An 18,368-nucleotide genomic window follows, 5' to 3' on the forward strand; every position below is an offset into this window, starting at 1 on the left:
ATTTTTATGGTAAAATTTGAAAATATAACCAAAATTTATCCGCCGAATATAGTCGGAGTTGAAAATATTGATTTGCATATTAAGCCGAGAGAATTTATTTCTATCGTCGGTCAAAGCGGAGTCGGCAAAAGCACTTTGGCAAAACTTTTAATTGCTGAAGAAAGTCCGACAAACGGGCGTGTTATTGTCGGCGGATGGGACATTACAAATATTAGAAGAAATAAAATTCCAATTTTGCGCAGGCAGATCGGTGTTGTTTTTCAGGATTTTAAACTTTTATCGCAAAAAACTGTTTTTGAAAATGTTGCTTTTGCTTCTGAAGTGTGCGGAATCCATAGAAAAAAAATAAAAAAAACAGTTCCGCAAGCATTGAGCATAGTAGGGCTTGATGATAAAGGCGATCGTTATCCTTTTCAGCTTTCTGGGGGGGAAAAGCAAAGGGTTGTAATCGCGCGATCATTAGTGCATCGCCCAAAACTTTTGATTGCTGACGAACCAACTGGAAATTTGGATTCAGTGAACGCGCGAGAAATTGTTGATTTGCTTTTGAAAATAAATGATTTTGGCACTACTATTATTTTAGTAACGCATAATCAAGATATAGTTGATTCATTAAATAAAAGAGTTATTGTGATGGAAGGAGGAAAAATTATAAGTGATAAGAAAAAAGGGAAATACACTTTATAAATTAAAAAATAAAAATTAAAGAGGAAAAATAACAAGGAAAAATTTAAAATTGATATTATTAATGTCAAATGTCAATTCAATGTCAAATGACTAAATGCCAAATTAATTTTTGAACAAAATTCAAATTCTAAATTTCATCTTTATTTGACATTTGGATTTTGAAATTGTTATTAATTTTTTTATTTTTTCATTTTTAGTTTTTAATTTGAAATATGTTTTTTAGAATTATAAAATTTGCTTTTCAGAATTTTTATCGCAATTTTTGGCTTGCCATAGTAACCATAACTATGCTTGTTGTTACTTTGTTTTCCGTGACAACTTTAATAAGTTTGAATGTCGTGTCTGACCAAGTAATTAAATCAATAGAAAACAAGATTGACGTGAGCGTTTATTTTCATCAAGACGCTGATGAGTCCCAAATTTTAAAAGCAAAAATAGGGCTTTCAAATTTGCCTGAAGTTGAAAAAATAACTTTTGTTAATAAAGAAGAAGCATTAGATCTGTTTAAAGAAAAATATAAAGATAATCAATCCATATTGTCATCTATTGATGTTTTAAATGAAAATCCTTTGCCGAATTTTTTTATTATTAAAGCTAAGAATTCTGAATATTATCCAAAAATTTTAGATGAATTAAACAAAAGCGATTATAATAAAATAATTAAGAAAAAGGATTTTGACGACCATAAAATTTTTATAAATAAAATTTCTTCAATAAAAAATAAAACAAAAAAAATGGGCTTTATTGTTATTGCCATTTTTAGTTTTATTGCTTCTTTAATTGTTTTTAACACAGTGCGTATTGCTATTTATACGCATAGAGACGAAATAAAAATTATGAGATTGGTCGGAGCCACTAATTGGTTTATTCGCGTGCCGTTTCTTTTAGAAGAATTTTTTTACGCTTTTATTAGTTTATTGATCTTAATGTCCTTCTTTTATCCATTGCTAAATTTTATACAACCGCATCTTAATTATTTTTTAGAATATGATTTTGATTTAATTTCTTATTTTAAAAATAATTTTTTCTTTATTTTTGGTTTAGAATTTTTGGTTGTTATTTTAATAAATACAATATCTTCTTTTTTGGCAATGAAAAAATATTTAAAAGTTTAAGATTCGTTAATTTTTTCATAGATAATACTTGCTATTAAAATATATCCAATGCCCAACGGATGATTTAAATAAGGAGTAAAAAAATGTATTGCTAAAAGCGATGCGAAAGCAAGTAAACTGCCGAATATAATTTCGTTATTTTTATTTTGCCAGCCTGTTTTTAAAATTTTTCTTATAAGTAAAAAATATATTGACAGCCCAGCAATGCCTATCTTCAGCCATATGTCAAAATAACCCCATTCAAAAGCGTAAGTCGTGTATAAGCCGTTACTGTTATTTTCCAACGCGCGCGGATCTTTTGTTTCATAAGTTATAGTTGTTCCAAATCCAGATCCTAAAACAGGATTTTTTTTTATTTTATTAAATAGCGGAGGCAATAGATTCCAACGGCTTCCAACAGCTGCTTCACCTGATATTTTTGTTGTTCTTTCGCTTATTGCCGTAAAAAAATTGGCGTCTGTCTTATTTTTTTGCAGAAATGAAATTTTTGTTAATGATGTAGTTAAAAAACCAGCTGAAACAAAAATTACCAATATTAACAAAGCATTAACGAAAATAAACTTAATTTTTTCTTTAAAAATGAAAAATAAAATAACGTAATATAATAAAATTCCAAACAAAATTCCTATCCAAAAACTTCTTGAAAAACTGATTAAAATAATCATCGCGAAACTTATCGCAAAAAACAGAATAGGGATGTTATTTTTAATTTTTTCTTTTTTCTGAACAAATTTTTTATTCAATAATGGAAGAATAATAAAAAATCCCAAGATAGCGTAAATATGCGATTGAAAAAATATACGGAAAAAACTGTTTCCCATATCAGTAATTTCTCCAACGCCTGTTATTCTTATCCAGCGATATATTTCCGGCATTACGCTTATAATATGATTAGAAAAAATAATAAAAATTATTGTTGTTTTTAAAATCATAGCGCTTACAGCGCCTAATATAACTGAGAACAGTTTGTCAAAATTTTCTTTTTTAATTGATTGAAAAAAAGGAAAAATCAACAAAAAATATAGCCAGCCGTTAAAATCAAAAAATATATTTGAAAAAGAATTCCTATGCGCTATTGCTAAAATAATTCCAATAATAAAAAAAGCAAACAAAGACAAAAAATAAAGAGACAATTTTGATTCTAAAATTTTTATTTTTATTTTGTTTGTTTTTTTAGAATCTAACGCTAATTTTATTAACCAAACAGCAAAAACAATGGAAAATAGCCCAACTCTAATAGAAATTGATTTTTCATTAATTTCCCAATAAAATAAATAGCCCTTGCTTGCTATTATTAACTCGCTTAATATAATATAAATTCCATATTCTAATTTTTTGCATGATAGAATTAATGTTATTAAAATAATAGCCAAAAAAAATAATTTGTTTAACTCTGGAAAAATAAAAGCATATAAGCTAAAAAATTCTATTAGAATAATCGCATATAATGCTGTTTTAAAATATTTTTCATTGAATTGAAACAAATTTTGCATTTTGATTTTTTATTTATTTCATTGTTGACAAGCTTCTTTTATAAAGTTCTAAATTTTCCAAAGCGATTCCTGTCCCTTTTGCCACGCATAAGAGCGAATCATCGGCAGTATAAGCTGGAACCTCAATAGTTCGCGACAAAAGCTTATCTATATTCCGCAGCAAGCTTGAACCGCCCGACAAAATCATTCCTTTATCAATAATATCCGCTGAAAGCTCTGGCGGAGTTTTTTGCAAAACAGATTTTGTGGCGTTGATGATCCCTTCTAAATCATTTTGGATTGCTTCTGTTATATCGTCAGAAGTGGCTAAGATAGTTTTTGGCAGCCCACTCATCATATCACGCCCTTTTACTTTTATTGTCATTTTTTTATCAAGATACATTGCCGAGCCGATATTGATTTTTATTTTTTCAGCTGTGCGGTCGCCGATCGCCAAATTGTATTTTTTTCTAATAAATTCTGATATAGAAGAGTCAAATCTATCTCCGCCAATTCTCACTGAAGTTGATGTTACAATTCCGCCCAAAGATATCACGGCTATTTCTGAAGTTCCGCCTCCAATATCAATAATCATATGCCCAGAAGGCGCGCCAATAGGAATATTTGCTCCAATAGCCGCAACAATCGGCTCTTTAATAATGTAGGCCGCCTTAGCTCCAGCCGCTATTGTAGCGTCAATCACTGCTCTTTTTTCAGTTGATGTAATTCCTGCTGGGACAGCGACCATCACCTCGGGGCGGAACAATCGAACATTGCCAAGAGCTTTATTGATAAAATATTTTATCATTATTTCAGTTGTTTTATAATCAGCAATAACGCCGTCTTTTAACGGACGCGAAGCAACAATTGAATCAGGTGTTCTGCCAATCATTTCTTTTGCTTCAGCTCCGACGGCCAGGATTTTATTGTCAGTAAGGGATATCGCGACTACGGATGGTTCATTTATTATAATGCCTCTTTTTGGCACAAAAACTAAAATATTTGTCGTGCCTAAGTCAATCCCTATTTTTTTTAAAAACATAATATAAAAATGCAAAAATCAAATCTCAAAATTAAATTTTTTTATTATTTTAATCTAAAATTTTAAGCTTTAATAAGTCAATAATATCAATTTTTTGTTTATTAGTCAAGCGTAAAATTTTGCCAGTGGCTGATCCGCAATCAGGGCATGACTCCATAAATTCTACTATTTTTTTCAGATAATTTTCAGCTAAGATCAGATCTTGATTTAAAACTAAAATATATTTGCTGTCTGATAATTCTATTGCTTGATTATGTCCCTTTATAAAGCCCAAATTTTTTTTGTTTTGTATAAAACGAAAATCAATTTGACTATCCGCGAATTTTGTTTGGAATTTTTTTATTATTTCAGCGGAATTGTCAGAAGAATTATTGTCAATTATCAACAATGCGAAATTCTTGTAATCTTGCGCCAAGATTGAATTAAAACAATCATGCAAATATTTTTCACCATTATAAGTAAGTAGATTTATTGATACTTTTGTCATAAATTTAATGCAATAATTTTATTTGCATTTTAATAATTTTTTATTATAATACAAATAAGTTTTTTGACTTTTATATTGATTATAAAGCATTGGCATTTTAGGTTAAATAATAACAAGTTTAGATAATTATAAATAAGCAATTTGAACAATATTTTTTTAAGGAAGAAAAAATAAATTTGATTTTTTATTAATTTAACAAAAAATATTATGGAAAAAAGAAAAATAGTGATTTGTGCCAGCGCTTCATTTGAAAGTGAAATTATTAAATTAAAAAATAAGTTAAAAAAACGTGGCTTTGAAGTTATAAAGTATCCTACTAAAATCAAGAAAGATTTTCTTAATAGTTATAAAAAGGAATTTTCAGAGCATTATGAAGCTATTTTCAAAGCAGACGCTATATTAGCGCTTAACTTAGAAAAAAAGGGACTGTTTGGATATATAGGATCTGGAGTATTTGCGGAAATTGCTTTTGCAATAGGTCTGAATAAAGTTTTAAACAAAAAAATAGAAGTATATTATTTAAACCCTATTCCAGAAGGAATTTTTCCTCATTCTGACGAATTAAAATTTTGGCAAGAGTTGGGATGGATAAAATTGTTTAAAATGCCAAAAATTTAAAAAAGAAAAAGCCGTTTTTATACCACGGCTTTTTTGTTTGGCATTAGTTTTTTGGCCAATTATCAGCAATAAATTTTTTGAGCTTAAATTTAAACGGATTTTTTAGTTACATTAAATCCTAAATATTTTCCAAGCATTAAGCGAGTTTGCGCGTCAATAGCTGGTATAGATCCGAACGCAATCATACAAAAGGGAAATAATATCCATTGTAAAACCATAAAAAGATATTTACCTTTCGCGTATTTTTTAGGGCGAGGAGGCAACATTAAAACGCTTAACAGAGCTGAAAGAAGCAACCCAATCATAGAAGCGTTCATTAAATATTGAAGCGTTGTTGGAGCGTTTTGCGCCAAGACAGTAGCCTTAACTTGATCTCCTGCAAAATGCAAAGGCAGCCATCCCATTATAAAAATAATTATCGGAGCTGTCGCCCAAGAGTATGTACCTTCAAGTTGGTTCCATGTGTATCGCAATTTTATAAACAATTTGATTTTTTTATTGCCCCACATATTTTTCATCATATACGGAAAATTTTCAACGCCATAAGCCCATCTTCGTATTTGTTTGTATTGATTTTTCATACTTGTCCAAAAATTTCCTTCATAAGCCGTATTCATAGAAATTGAAATATACATTGGAATTACATCATAATTTCCGTTATATCTGATTATGCCTTGCAAACAGATTCTTGAGTCTTCAGTTACAATATCTTTTTGCCAAAATCCAACATCAACTAACGCCTTAAAACTCATACTGTGCGATGAAAATGTAAAAAGTCTTTCTGGTCGCGCTAAATCAGTGAACAGCCAAAAAGTTGTGCTGTTATGCACAACTCTTATTAAGGAGGGAGACTCCCAGATATTATTATTATAAGTCGCAACAGGTTGATAACTTGCTTGCAAGCGATTCGGATTGTTTAAAAATTTATAAGTAAGATACGCGAAATATTGTTTATGCGGGCAAGTGTCAACATCAAAATTTGAAATTAGAATATTTTCATAAGGAATTTTTTGCTCATCAATAAAATTTTTAGCGCGATGGCCTGCCCAACAAGCATTTGAGCCTTTTCCTGGCATTTCATTAGGTAGTCCTTTTGGGTGAACTGTTGTAATTAAACGAAAAAATTTATCTCCAAATTCTTTTTTTATGGACTCAGCGTAGCGCAAAAAATTTTCCTTATCTCTTTCTTCGCCTGAAAGGACAATAATAAATTTATCCAGCGAAAATTTTGTGTTTATTAAATTTCTAAAAGTTTTTTGCAACACTTCTAACGGCTCTAAATAAGTCGGCAAAATTAAAACTTGGTAAATTTTTTTCCATTCTGGATTTTCTTTTTGCAATTTTTCAAACCAATCTATTTTTTGCGCTTTTTTAAATCTACGCCATGATACTATTGAAAAAATCATCATATAGCAAATTCTCACAAACCAATAAACATCAAAAACAATAATAAAATAAATTGCCCATAGCGGTTTTGTAAAAGACAAAATCAGAACGCTGATTAGCGTTGCCCAAACCATAGCGCCTGGAATAATTTCTAAAATTCTGTATTTTAAATGATCGCTTATTTTAAACATATTAATTTTTATAGAATGCCTTATATGCCTCATAAGCGGAATAAATATCAGCCTTTGAAGAAATTTCCATTGGAGCATGCATATTAAAAAGAGCGATCCCGCAATCAATTGTGTCAATATTTCTATTAGCCAAATATTTTGCGATAGTTCCTCCGCCTCCTTCATCTATTCTGCCAAGTCCGCCTGATTGCCATTTTATATTGTTTTTGTTAAAAATTTCTTTGATTTGAAAAGCATATTCAGCGCTTGCCTCGCTGGTTGAATATTTTCCACCGCTTCCAGTATATTTTTCTATTGCCACGCCATATCCAAGATAAGCTGTGTTTTTAGCGTCATAAACCTGCTTGTAATCAGGATCAAATCCTGCGGTAACATCCGCTGAAATAGCTTCTGAATTTGAAAAAAATTGATAAACATCTTTTAAGGAACTTTCTTTTTTAAAAATTTCCATTAATTCCAATAAAAAATTTTCTAAAAATAAAGACTGAGATCCGCTTACGCCGTCACTGCCAACTTCTTCTTTGTCCACTAAAAAACAGATTTGAGTTTTATTAATGTTGATTTTATTAGATTCTATAATAGACATTAAAGAAGTATAAGCGCAAATTTTGTCATCCTGCCCGTAAGCCGCTATCATTGATCTGTCAAAACCAAGATCGCGCGCTTTGCCGCAAGGAACAGCCTGCAGGTCGGCGCTGAAAAAATCTTCTTCAATAATTTTATATTTTTTATTTAAATAATCTAAAATAGCTAATTTAATTTTGTTTTTAACATCTGCGTCTTTAACAGGAATAGAACCGACCAACAGATTAAGCTCTTCGCCTTCAATTGCTTCTCTTAACGGTTTGCCCATTTGTTTTCTTGCTAAATGTGGAAGAAGGTCGGTAATCATAAAAATCGGGTCATTGTCATTATCTCCAATATTTATTTTTACTTTTCCGTTGTTTTTTGTCATTACTGTTCCGCGCAAAGACAACTGGATTGTTGGCCAATGATATTTTTTAATTCCTCCATAATATTGTGTTTTTAAAAACGCTAAAGATTCGCTTTCATATAATGGATTTGGCTTAAAATCAAGACGTGGCGAATCAATATGCGAAACAATAAATTTAGCTCCATTTTTTAGAAAGTCTTTTTTAAAAACAGCTAAAATTAAATTTTTTTCTCTATTTTTTTTATAAATTTTTATTGTTTCATTATTTTTTATTTTTTTCTTTTTTAACTCTTTTATCGTTATAAAACCATTTTCGCGCGCGATTTTTTCTCCTGCTTTAACAGCCTCTCTTTCTGTTTTCGCTGAATTTAAAAAATTTTTATATCCATCGCAAAATTCAAAAGCTTTTTTTGTTTTGTTCTTGTCCCATTCTTCCCAACAGGATTTTTTATTTAATAACAATTTTTTTTCTAATTTAGTTTGTTTAGGCATAAGGTTTTAGCTTAATTAGCTTCGTTAGCTCTTAGCTTTTAGATTTAATTATAAATTTAATATATCATCCTTCCTTTTAAAAATCAAGGAAAATATTTTTTGAAAAAATATCGCGTTGATTATTGTCTAGGGTTATTATGCAAAAAAATTAATATTGTTAAAAATTTGTCAACCTATTTTATGATTTTTATTTTATCGCCATCTTTTAACTCGCGATTTCCTTCAACAACAATTATATCGCCATCAACTAATCCTTTAATTACTATTACTTCATTCTCGTTGTCTTTAGTTTTTATTGTTTTAATTTTAATTTTTCCTTTATTGTCAACTGTATATACTTTTTCAACTTCATCTTCAATAAAGATCGCTGTTTTTGGAATCACTAAAACATCAGTTTGCTCTTTAATAATAATTTTAATATCAGCCATCATTCCTGCTTTAATTTTTTCATCAATGTTTTTTAATTGAATTTTAACAGTGAATTTTTTATTTGCTGGATCAGCCACAGAGCTGATATAATAAATTTTTCCGACAAATTTTTCATCAGGACAAGCAACTAAACTGATTTTAACATCTTGTCCGATAGACACTTTGCTAATATCAAATTCAGTCAAAGCGACTTCTATTTTTATGGATTTAATATCAACAACCGTAAATAATGGCGCGCCAGCCATAGCCATTTCTCCAATGTTAATAAATTTTTGGTTAACAGTTCCACTAATTGGGGAAAAAACAGTCGTATTTCCTAACATGGCTGAAATAGAGTTAATTTGGCCGTCAGCTGATTCCACATGCATTTCAGCTGAATTAATTTGAACTTCAGATTTAGCTCTAACATTGTTCAGCGCTTTTTGAGCCGATTCTAATTGTTTTTCGGCTAAATCAACTCCTATTCGCGCTGAATCGCTTGACATAGTGTCGCCAATTTTTAAATTAGCGATTAATTATTTAATTGTTTTTATATTAGAAGAAGATCCGTCTATAACAGCTTGCGCGCTGTAAATGCTATTTTTCGCCACTCCTAATTGAGCAACAGTAAAATTAGAGGATGTTATAGCATAAGACAAAATTATTCTCATATCATCCAAAGCAAGAGATGTTTTATTTGATATATCATCAATCTTAATCAACATTTCATCAATCTCTGCTCTGCTTGTTTCATATTTTATTGAATTATAATAATCTAAAGTTTTACTATATTCTGAGCGGGCAACAACATAAGAATTCATTAAATCATTAAAAGATTGAGAATTAGAAGTTGGAAAATATTGATAATAATTATTATAATGTCCTGTCGCATGATCATCTAAAATATTTTTAACGTTTTCCAAAGAATTATTTATTGTTAATAAAGCGGAATCACTTTTTAATTTTGCGTTTTCATAAGCGTTGCTTAAATCGTTAGTTGATTTGTCTAAGCTATTTTTTAAATTTTTTTCAGCAGTTGATATTCCTATTTCAGTTGATTCAATATCTTTTTGAGTGGAGAAAATTATATTTTCTAAATTTTTTTGCGCGATTTGATAATTATTAAAAGCTGTATTATAATTAGCAACCAACGATTGATCATCTTCTAATTGCGCGACAATTTGTCCCGTGTAAACAAAATCACCTTCATTAACATACATAATAGCCATTCTGCCACTTGTTTTTGCGCTAATTTTAGTTTCGTCTAACGGTTCAGTAATAGCAGAAAGCGAAATATCCTCAACAGCTGTTTTGCTTAATATTTTTTCAACCTTAATTTTTTGATATGTTTCATTTATATTTGCGTCTATTTTTTGTTTCTGATCATTGTCGTAATCATTATATTTATAAAAAGCGTAACTAAACACAGCGACTAACAAAACTATAATTACTAAAATAGAAATAGCCTGTTTAGATAGTTTAGATTTTATTTCTTGATTCATACTTTTAATTTTTAACAATAATTTTACTTACCAATCGGTAAGTATATTATCTTACTATACATTTTATTTAAAATATGTCAATAGTTTTAAATAACATAAACAGCCAGTTTATAACTGGCTGTTTATGTTCAAAATTTTTTATTTGTTAAAATTTTTGTAAATTAAAATATTTATTTTGAGCCATTAACTATTTTTTCAACCCTTACATAAATTCGTTTGGAAAATTTTTCCACTAAGCTGTAAATTACGGGAATTACCACTAACGTCAGTAAAGTGGAAATCAGTAATCCGCCGATTACCGCGATTGCCATCGGCCGCATCATTTCCGAACCTTCTTGTCTTGCCAAAGCCATAGGCAACATTCCCAATATAGTAGTAGTAGAAGTAATTAAAATCGGGCGCAAGCGAGTTATTCCGCCCTCAACTAAGGCATCAAATTTATCCACGCCTTTTTTTCTTAATTGGTTGATATAATCAATTAAAACAATAGCGTTATTTACCACAATCCCGGCAAGTATTATCACGCCCATAAAAGACGGCAAAGACAAAGTTTGTCCTGTAATAAACAGAGCCAACCCCACACCGATAAAAGCTAATGGCAATTCAAACATAACAATAAATGGATGGATTAGCGATTCAAACTGCGAAGCCATAACCATATAGACTAACAAAATTCCCAGCGCCAACGCCCAGCTTAAAGCGCTAAAAGCATCTTGCATCTGTTTATAAGATCCGCCGTATTCAATAAAATATCCAAACGGCAATTCATAATCGCTTAATTTGCTTTTTATGTCTTTTACCGCGCTTCCAACATCCCTATCAATAATATTAGCCGTTACCGCTACCACCCTTAATTGATCTTCGCGATTAATTTTCACAGCGCCTTCGTCTTTGGAAATTTTAGCTACTTGCTTTAGAGGTATCTGGCTCCCGAACGGAGTAGTTATCGTCAAATTTTCTATCTGTTTAATATCATCTCTATAAATTTTATCAAAACGAACTCTTATATCTGTTTCTTCTCCTCCTTGGCGCAATTGAGTGGCGACTGATCCCTGTATAGAATTTTTCACAACAGAACCAATTTGTCCGACTGTCAGACCTAAATAAGATGCTCTTTCCCGATCAATGGTAATAACTAATTCCGGCTTGCCTTTACTCAGAGTGGTATCAATATCGCGTACGCCTTCCAAGTCATCAATTTTTAGCGCGATTTCATAAGCCGTATTTTTTAAAACATCTAAATCCTTTCCAAATATTTTAATTTCAATTGGAGAGCTTGAACCGCTTATCAAAATTTTACTCATATCAGTAAAATTTATTTCTAAACCTCTTATTCTGGGAACTTTTTTTCTTATTATTTCCTGAACATCTTCAGCTGAATATTTCCTATCTTTTTTATCTTTTAATCTAATAAAAATTTGAGCTTCGTTAATGCCTGCTGACCCAAGTCCCAAACCGATACTTTCGCTTCTACTGGCTTCATCTAAACCGACAAAACTGGTAATAGCCGATATTTCATCAATGTTGACTAAATTATTTTCTATTTGGTTAATGGCTTTATTAGTTTCCTCCAGGGATGTGCCAACTGGCATTTTCACTCCAAGCAGCATCATGCTTTGGTCGCTGATAGGCATAAATTCAGTTCCAATAAACGGAACTAAGGCAATTACACCAATTAGCAAACTAATAGTAACAGCCATAGTTTTGAAACGATTATTCAATGACCAAATTAAAATTTTTTTATAAATATTTTGAATTTTTTTAAAATGACTCTCTCCAGAAGCTTTTTGATAATCTTTCGCTTGCTTTCTTTTTTTAAAAATTTTAGATGCGATCATCGGCACTAAAGTCAAGGCTACAAACAAAGAAGAGGCTAAAGAAAAAATGATTGTTAAAGACAACCCTCGCGATATTTGCCCTATAATGCCAGAGCCAAAAGACATGGGCAAAAAAACAGCAATAGTAGTCAGTGTAGCCGCTGTAATAGCCATTCCAACTTCTTTAGCTCCAATAATAGCGGCTTTTTGCCGCTTGCCGATTTTTTCCAAGTGGCGATAAATATTTTCAATTACCACCACGGCATTGTCCACCAGCATTCCGATTCCTAAAGCCAATCCACCCAAAGTCATAAGGTTTAAAGTATAGCCAACGGCGTAAATAGGAATAAAAGTGGCGATCAAAGATAAAGGGATAGCTAAACCAATAGCTAATGTAGGGCGCCAATTTCGCAGAAACAAATAAATTATCAGCATTGCCAACAATCCGCCGATTATTCCGCTTTGCGTTACTGAATCAGTTGAAGTTTTAATTAAATGGCTTTGATCCATTACTAACTTAAAATCAATATCTTGCGGCAAATTTTTTCTTAATTTTGGCAATTCTTGCTTAACTGCTTTGGCAATCTGCGAAGTATTAGCGCCTGATTGCTTATTAATCAACATTAATAAACTGTCTTTTTTGTTAGTACGGCAATAACTTCTTAATTCTTTATGTGTATCAATAATTTCTGCGACATCTTTTAAATAAATCGGTGTATCATTTTTGACAACAATAACTGTATTTTTCATTTCCTCTATATCCTTATATTTCCCTATCGTGCGCAAAGGGAATTCTTGCAAACCCTGTTCTATAAACCCGCCGGACAGATTAATATTTTCTCCGCGCAGAATTTGGACAACTTGAGCTTGAGTTAAATTATAGAGATCTAATCGCGGCTTATCTAATTTTATTAAAATTTCCCGATCTTGCCCGCCGCGCAATTCAACAGAAGCTACTCCATCCAATCTTTCAATTTTGTCCTTAATATTGTCTTCCAATATTTTTTTTAATTCTAAAATTTCCAAATTATCGGACATAACGCCATATCCAAGAATCGGCATTGCTCCGACATCCATTTTTATTACCATGGGATGGCGAGCATCTTGTGGCAAATAATCTTTTATCAAACCGATTTTATCTCTAATATCTTGAGCGGCAAAATCAACATTAGTTCCGCTATTAAATTCAACCATTACCGCTGATATTCCTTCCTGTGAAAAAGATTTAATTGACTTGACATCTTTGACTGTTGCTACAGTATCTTCAATTGGTTTAGTAATAACATCTTCAATATCTTCTGAAGTCGCGCCACTGTAAGAAGTAACAACAGATACTACTGGAAATTCAATGTCTGGAAGCATATCCAATCCCAAACGGCTTAAAGAAATAAAACCAAAAACAACAATGATTAAAACCATCATTGTTATAGTAACAGGCTTGTCAACTGAAAATTTTGGTAGATTCATAAATTCATTAATTTTTTAATTTGAGGCAAAATTTTAAGAGTAGCTTTTTCGCCAGCTCTAATAGTTTTTTTAACTTCTTTATTATCAAAGAATTTACTCCAGCCTACTAATCCTATTTCTCCAACTTTCGGCTCTATAAGAATATCAGCTGTTTTTAAAGAATTTTGCGCCAAATGATATCTTAATATATTTAACGCTCTTATCGGCACTTTCGTTAAATTAATATTTTTATCTAAATCATTTTTTAATCCATTATTAAAAGAAGTATTATCAAGATTAACAGCTATCACTATATCAGCTCCCATTGCGCGCGCCACATCATCTGGTAAAGGATTTGATAATCCGCCGTCAGCTAACAATTTGTTTTTATATTTCAATGGCTGGAAAACAACAGGAACCGACAAACTTGCCCTTATTGCTTTAATAATATTGCCTTGTTTAATATCAATTTCTTTGCCAGTAGTTAAGTCGGTTGCTACTATTACAAGAGGAATTTTCAGATTATTAAAATTCAGATCGCTCGCGATCCATGTTTTAATTAAATTTTCTAATCTCTTTCCTTTAACTAATCCTCCATTAAAAGTCGGATCAACTATTGACAGTCCTGTTCTCCATGTGGCTTCTAAAGCTATTGCTTCTAATTTATTTATATTTTGATTTGCGGCATAAAAAGCGCCGACCAAAGCGCCGATACTTGATCCAGCAATATAATCAATAGGGATATTATTATCTTTTAAAGCTTTAATAACGCCGATATGTGTTAGCCCTTTGACTCCGCCACTTCCCAAAGCCAAGCCGATTTTCGGTCTTTTAAATTTTGTCATAAACTATTTTTTATTTTTTTAATCTTTTTAAATTATATAAATATTATAAAAGCGCTCAATTTTGCATCTAAAAATTTATTAATTAAGCGCAATTATAATATTTTTATTGTCCAAATGGCCAATTACCTTCCGACCAAGCCCAAAAAAGATATCCTGCAACAGCTATGACGGCAATAGCCGCAACTCCGATTATAATTGTTGTTGGACTTGACCAATCCATATTTGTTAAAAAATCTGGCATATTTTTACCTCCTTTCTTAAAAATTTATTTGTAAGATATACTATCGTTGTTTACACTTTTTGAAAATTTTTTTTGGTTGTCATTCCGGAAAGTATGATTTCTCGACGAGCTTGCGAGTCGTAAGAAATTAACTTATCCGGAATCTACGCTATATATAACCACAAATCAATTGAAGTTATAGATTCCGGATAAATGATTTTTTAAAAGCTCGCAGACTCGCTTAGAAAATCTGTTTTCCGGAATGATAAAAAGTGTAAACAACGCTCTTGATTCTTACAATTTATTTTATAAAATAAATGGCGCTAGCGTAACACATTATAGCGAAAAGCGCTCCAATCAAGGCTACTGTAGACGCGTAAAATAACGGAGAGGAAGTTTTACCTTCTAGCAAGGCGCGATGAATTCCAAAAATAAACAGTAAAACTATTCCTGTCATAATAGAAATTATTCTGGCAATATTTAAATCATTCATAAATAAATACGAAATAAGCGGTAAAACAATAATTATAAAAGTAAATATAAAAGATCCAGTGCTTTCAAAAATATCATCTTGAGAATAAGTTTTCGTTTTAGATTTAACAACTAAAGGACCGAACGAATTCGCGAAACTGCTTGCTAATCCGACTATCAGCCCTGATGATAAAATTGTCCAATGATTTGAAGTAAGTGTTGAAATTCCCAAAGCTATGCCAAAACTCGCCATAATAGAACCGAACAGTCCTAAAATGATTCCTTGTATCTTTTTTTCTATATCAGACAATTCAAACATTATTTTTTTATTTTTTTTCTCATCATTAGAATTAGAATGAGAATGGTTTGTGCCTGTTTTTTTGTTAAATTGTTCTAATGGCATATTTTTAAAATAAAATTGTAATAATTTGATTAGATATTTTTTTTGAATTAATTTTTTTATTTAAAAATGAATATTCTAAAAGTAATCCGTCCATCATTCCAGTAAGCAAAGAAGTTAACAGTCTGCTATCAACTTTTCGCGCTAATTTTTTTTTTGCAATCATTTCTGTAATAACTGGTTGGATTAAATCAACAGTTTGTTCTCTTAATTTAATAATATGTTTTCTTATTTGCGTATCAGTCGGCGACATTTTAAATATTAAAGATTTGATAAGATTTTTTTCATTAAAGCCAAAATCCAAATAATTTTTTATAAGTATACGCAATTTTTTGTCAGCCGTTTTTTCATTAAACGCGCCAGCAATAGACAAGCTTAAATTATGAAAAACCTTATTAAGCACATCTTTATAAATTTCAGCCTTGCCTGAAAAATGGTAATAAAGAGCGGCTTTAGTAATATTGAGTTTTTTGGCAATATCATTCATTGAAACTCCCAAATAGCTGTATTCTGAAAAAAGCTTGCGAGCAATTTCAATAATATGTTTTTTAGTGCCTTGAATAATATCTTCTTGTTGTTTTATGATAGCCATAAATTTATTTTTATTTAATTAATTTGCTTACCACTCGGTAAGTATATTTATACTATATATATTTCTAAAAAGTTTGTCAATACTATATATTTAATTTTGTCAAAAAAATGAAAATTGACGCCTCTTTATTAACATGATAATATTTTTTTATCCACCAATATAAAAACAAAATAAAAATAAAAGGAGGTGAAAAAACAAAAATTGTGGTGGATATTTGTTCTTTATTGTTCTTTATATTAACGAAGAAAGGAGATGTTGCATGAAAAAAGTAAATGTATTATTAGTTAATATATCGTTAATGAAAAATTTTTTTAGACCAACAATAAAAAAAATATTAATAACTTCCATGTTAATATATATAGGTAATTTAACAGTGCACTATGGAGTAATGCATTCTTTTTATATTAATAAAGAAACGCCAATATTTTTTAATGTCTATAAAGTATTTTTATTACCGATGGAGTTAATAGAAAAAATAATAATATATTTTGGAAATTTTACGCCTGACATTATTATATTTAGTTCTTTTTTTGCTTCCTTGATTTTTTTAAATTATTTTTTTTATCAATATTTTTTAAGTTGTTTATTAGTTAAAATATATGAAATATCAAAAAAATATATAAAAAATTTTAAACATAAAGATTATAAATAATTATCTGTTTGTATTAAGAAAGCTTTAAAATTATTTAAGTATTCAAATAAAAATAAAGAATATCTGTTTAAACAGGTATCTTTTTTTTGGATTATAGATTATAATTATGTAAAAAGATTATTTTTATGGAAACAAAAATTATATTAGACAATCAAACAATCAAATGTCAGATTAAAAAAAGTAGAAGAGCTAAAAGAGCGCGACTGGCTGTTTATTGCGACGCCAGTGTTGTTTTGACAATTCCTTATTATTGCAGTAATAAGTTGGTTGAAAATTTTATCAAAAAAAATTCAAAATGGCTTTTTGCTAAAATAAACAATTTTAAAAAAAGAAAATTTTCTTTAATAGGGGGAGATAAAAATGATTATTTAAAAAATAAATTAAAAGCGTTGGGAACAGTAGAACAAAGAGTAAATTATTTTAACAGTTTTTATAATTTTCAATTTAATAAAATCTTTATCAGGAACCAAAAAACAAGATGGGGGAGCTGTTCTCAAAAAAGAAATTTGAACTTTAATTACAGAATTATTTATTTACCTCAGCATATCGCGGATTATATTATAGTGCATGAACTTTGCCATTTGCGAGAGTTTAATCATTCAAGAAAGTTTTGGAATTTAGTTTCACTTAAAATCCCAAATTATTTGGAGATTAGAAGGGAATTAAGAAAGTAAACAAAAATAAACAAATTAAATTTTGTGTATTCTAAACACTATATTACAATTTAATAAGCATTAAATTCAAAATTCCAAATAACAAATAAATTACAATGACCAAAATCCAAAATACAAAACAGTTTAGAATTTTGAATTTTTAGATTTTGAATTTATTTAGGATTTGTGATTTTGAATTTGTAATTTATTGATAGGTGTTTATTTTATTATTTTTTAATGGAAAAGAATATAGTTTTTTTACAAAACAAAATTTAAATTTATTTTATGGAATTTAATGAAGCACAACAAAAAATTATCAATAATATTTTCGGAGCTTATATTATTTCGGCTCCTGTTGGAACAGGCAAGACAACAGTTTTGACAGAAAGAGTAATTAAAGCGCTGGACTCTGGAATCAAGCCAGGGGAAATTTTGTGTCTGACTTTTACTAATCGCGCTGCTGAGGAAATGATGAACAGAATAAAAAAAAGAATCAAGTCAAAAGAAATTATTGATAATTTGACAATCAAAACTTTTCATGGATTTTGCGCTTATTTTATAAAATCAGAAGCAAAGAAAATTTGTATTAATTTTGATTTTGTTGTTTTTGACGAAACAGAACAGGTGGAGATAATGAAAAATATTCTGCTTGATTATCCAGAGTTAATTATTGAAGGAAAAAACGAAAAATATCAAATTTTTGATTTAATTGATAAATTGTATCGTTATAGATTAAACAAATTAGAGCAGGAAATCGGATGTGTTGTTAAATCCAGGCATCTTGACAGTGATTTAATGGAAATAAATAAAAAATATTTGCAAACTTTAAAAGATCAAAACGCGCTGGATTTTAACGAGCTTGTTCTTTTAACAATCAGATCGCTCTATCTTGATAAAAAATTAAGAAACAAATGGTCAAAAAGATATAAATTTATTCA

General features: G+C 29.9%; 17 protein-coding genes. 5 read left to right on the forward strand and 12 right to left on the reverse strand.

What is annotated here, in order from left to right; genetic code table 11:
- The first annotated feature begins 6 nt into the window (after positions 1–6).
- Together U9O55_04250 and U9O55_04255 are read left to right on the forward strand one after the other, a co-directional pair.
- A complete protein-coding gene (locus tag U9O55_04250) occupies positions 7–687 on the forward strand; it encodes an ATP-binding cassette domain-containing protein (protein ID MEA2089017.1) in 681 nt (226 codons plus the stop codon).
- A gap of 212 nt (positions 688–899) precedes the next feature.
- Positions 900–1,802, forward strand: a complete 903-nt coding sequence (locus U9O55_04255) for a permease-like cell division protein FtsX (protein ID MEA2089018.1) — start codon at positions 900–902, stop codon at positions 1,800–1,802.
- Here U9O55_04255 and U9O55_04260 read toward each other — a convergent pair.
- From U9O55_04260 to U9O55_04270, 3 genes are read right to left on the reverse strand one after another with little or no spacing between them, the layout of a single operon-like run.
- Positions 1,799–3,295, reverse strand: a complete 1,497-nt coding sequence (locus U9O55_04260; GenBank protein MEA2089019.1) for an O-antigen ligase family protein — start codon at positions 3,293–3,295, stop codon at positions 1,799–1,801. The genes U9O55_04255 and U9O55_04260 overlap by 4 nt on opposite strands.
- A 13-nt stretch (positions 3,296–3,308) precedes the next feature.
- Complete coding sequence (locus U9O55_04265) at positions 3,309–4,316, reverse strand: rod shape-determining protein (protein ID MEA2089020.1); 1,008 nt, start codon at positions 4,314–4,316, stop codon at positions 3,309–3,311.
- A 49-nt stretch (positions 4,317–4,365) separates the two neighbouring features.
- Positions 4,366–4,803, reverse strand: coding sequence for a glycosyltransferase (locus tag U9O55_04270; GenBank protein MEA2089021.1), 438 nt, complete (start codon positions 4,801–4,803; stop codon positions 4,366–4,368).
- A gap of 207 nt (positions 4,804–5,010) precedes the next feature.
- Here U9O55_04270 and U9O55_04275 point away from each other — a divergent pair, with 207 nt between their 5' ends.
- Positions 5,011–5,421, forward strand: a complete 411-nt coding sequence (locus U9O55_04275) for a hypothetical protein (GenBank protein MEA2089022.1) — start codon at positions 5,011–5,013, stop codon at positions 5,419–5,421.
- 89 nt (positions 5,422–5,510) lie between these two features.
- Here U9O55_04275 and U9O55_04280 read toward each other — a convergent pair whose 3' ends face one another.
- The 9 genes from U9O55_04280 to U9O55_04320 form a co-directional block, all read right to left on the reverse strand.
- On the reverse strand, positions 5,511–6,998 hold the full coding sequence (locus U9O55_04280; GenBank protein MEA2089023.1) for a glycosyltransferase family 2 protein: 1,488 nt from the start codon (positions 6,996–6,998) through the stop codon (positions 5,511–5,513).
- Position 6,999: 1 nt separating this feature from the next.
- A complete protein-coding gene (locus tag U9O55_04285; protein MEA2089024.1) occupies positions 7,000–8,424 on the reverse strand; it encodes an aminopeptidase in 1,425 nt (474 codons plus the stop codon).
- 173 nt (positions 8,425–8,597) lie between these two features.
- Complete coding sequence (locus U9O55_04290; protein ID MEA2089025.1) at positions 8,598–9,338, reverse strand: efflux RND transporter periplasmic adaptor subunit; 741 nt, start codon at positions 9,336–9,338, stop codon at positions 8,598–8,600.
- A gap of 30 nt (positions 9,339–9,368) precedes the next feature.
- Positions 9,369–10,334: a biotin/lipoyl-binding protein gene (locus tag U9O55_04295; protein ID MEA2089026.1), complete on the reverse strand. Its 966-nt coding sequence runs from the start codon at positions 10,332–10,334 to the stop codon at positions 9,369–9,371.
- Positions 10,335–10,504: 170 nt separating this feature from the next.
- On the reverse strand, positions 10,505–13,618 hold the full coding sequence (locus U9O55_04300) for an efflux RND transporter permease subunit (GenBank protein MEA2089027.1): 3,114 nt from the start codon (positions 13,616–13,618) through the stop codon (positions 10,505–10,507).
- Positions 13,615–14,442 carry a patatin-like phospholipase family protein gene (locus U9O55_04305; protein MEA2089028.1) on the reverse strand — a complete coding sequence of 276 codons (828 nt, stop codon included), beginning with the start codon at positions 14,440–14,442 and terminating at the stop codon, positions 13,615–13,617. Before U9O55_04305 ends, U9O55_04300 begins: the two co-directional genes overlap by 4 nt.
- A 103-nt stretch (positions 14,443–14,545) precedes the next feature.
- The gene (locus U9O55_04310; GenBank protein ID MEA2089029.1) at positions 14,546–14,683 is read right to left on the reverse strand and encodes a hypothetical protein; all 138 of its coding nucleotides are present in this window, start codon (positions 14,681–14,683) and stop codon (positions 14,546–14,548) included.
- 280 nt (positions 14,684–14,963) lie between these two features.
- Positions 14,964–15,536 (reverse strand): hypothetical protein, encoded by a 573-nt coding sequence (locus U9O55_04315; GenBank protein MEA2089030.1) that lies wholly within the window; start codon positions 15,534–15,536, stop codon positions 14,964–14,966.
- Between the two features lie 4 nt (positions 15,537–15,540).
- A complete protein-coding gene (locus tag U9O55_04320) occupies positions 15,541–16,125 on the reverse strand; it encodes a TetR/AcrR family transcriptional regulator (protein MEA2089031.1) in 585 nt (194 codons plus the stop codon).
- 777 nt (positions 16,126–16,902) lie between these two features.
- On the opposite strand from U9O55_04320, the gene U9O55_04325 reads away from it, so the two are divergent.
- Positions 16,903–17,451, forward strand: a complete 549-nt coding sequence (locus U9O55_04325; protein MEA2089032.1) for a M48 family metallopeptidase — start codon at positions 16,903–16,905, stop codon at positions 17,449–17,451.
- Between the two features lie 264 nt (positions 17,452–17,715).
- The coding region (locus U9O55_04330; GenBank protein ID MEA2089033.1) for a UvrD-helicase domain-containing protein at positions 17,716–18,368 on the forward strand (653 nt) is incomplete at its 3' end.

This window comes from Patescibacteria group bacterium (genome assembly GCA_034660655.1).
GTDB lineage: Bacteria > Patescibacteriota > Patescibacteriia > JAACEG01 > JAACEG01 > JAACEG01.

Coding starts and splice junctions, on each gene's coding strand:
- U9O55_04250 (MEA2089017.1), top strand. CDS start 7: ATGGTAAAATTTGAAAATATAACCAAAATTTATCCGCCGAATATAGTC.
- U9O55_04255 (MEA2089018.1), top strand. CDS start 900: ATGTTTTTTAGAATTATAAAATTTGCTTTTCAGAATTTTTATCGCAAT.
- U9O55_04260 (MEA2089019.1), bottom strand. CDS start 3,295: ATGCAAAATTTGTTTCAATTCAATGAAAAATATTTTAAAACAGCATTA.
- U9O55_04265 (MEA2089020.1), bottom strand. CDS start 4,316: ATGTTTTTAAAAAAAATAGGGATTGACTTAGGCACGACAAATATTTTA.
- U9O55_04270 (MEA2089021.1), bottom strand. CDS start 4,803: ATGACAAAAGTATCAATAAATCTACTTACTTATAATGGTGAAAAATAT.
- U9O55_04275 (MEA2089022.1), top strand. CDS start 5,011: ATGGAAAAAAGAAAAATAGTGATTTGTGCCAGCGCTTCATTTGAAAGT.
- U9O55_04280 (MEA2089023.1), bottom strand. CDS start 6,998: ATGTTTAAAATAAGCGATCATTTAAAATACAGAATTTTAGAAATTATT.
- U9O55_04285 (MEA2089024.1), bottom strand. CDS start 8,424: ATGCCTAAACAAACTAAATTAGAAAAAAAATTGTTATTAAATAAAAAA.
- U9O55_04290 (MEA2089025.1), bottom strand. CDS start 9,338: ATGTCAAGCGATTCAGCGCGAATAGGAGTTGATTTAGCCGAAAAACAA.
- U9O55_04295 (MEA2089026.1), bottom strand. CDS start 10,334: ATGAATCAAGAAATAAAATCTAAACTATCTAAACAGGCTATTTCTATT.
- U9O55_04300 (MEA2089027.1), bottom strand. CDS start 13,618: ATGAATCTACCAAAATTTTCAGTTGACAAGCCTGTTACTATAACAATG.
- U9O55_04305 (MEA2089028.1), bottom strand. CDS start 14,442: ATGACAAAATTTAAAAGACCGAAAATCGGCTTGGCTTTGGGAAGTGGC.
- U9O55_04310 (MEA2089029.1), bottom strand. CDS start 14,683: ATGCCAGATTTTTTAACAAATATGGATTGGTCAAGTCCAACAACAATT.
- U9O55_04315 (MEA2089030.1), bottom strand. CDS start 15,536: ATGCCATTAGAACAATTTAACAAAAAAACAGGCACAAACCATTCTCAT.
- U9O55_04320 (MEA2089031.1), bottom strand. CDS start 16,125: ATGGCTATCATAAAACAACAAGAAGATATTATTCAAGGCACTAAAAAA.
- U9O55_04325 (MEA2089032.1), top strand. CDS start 16,903: ATGGAAACAAAAATTATATTAGACAATCAAACAATCAAATGTCAGATT.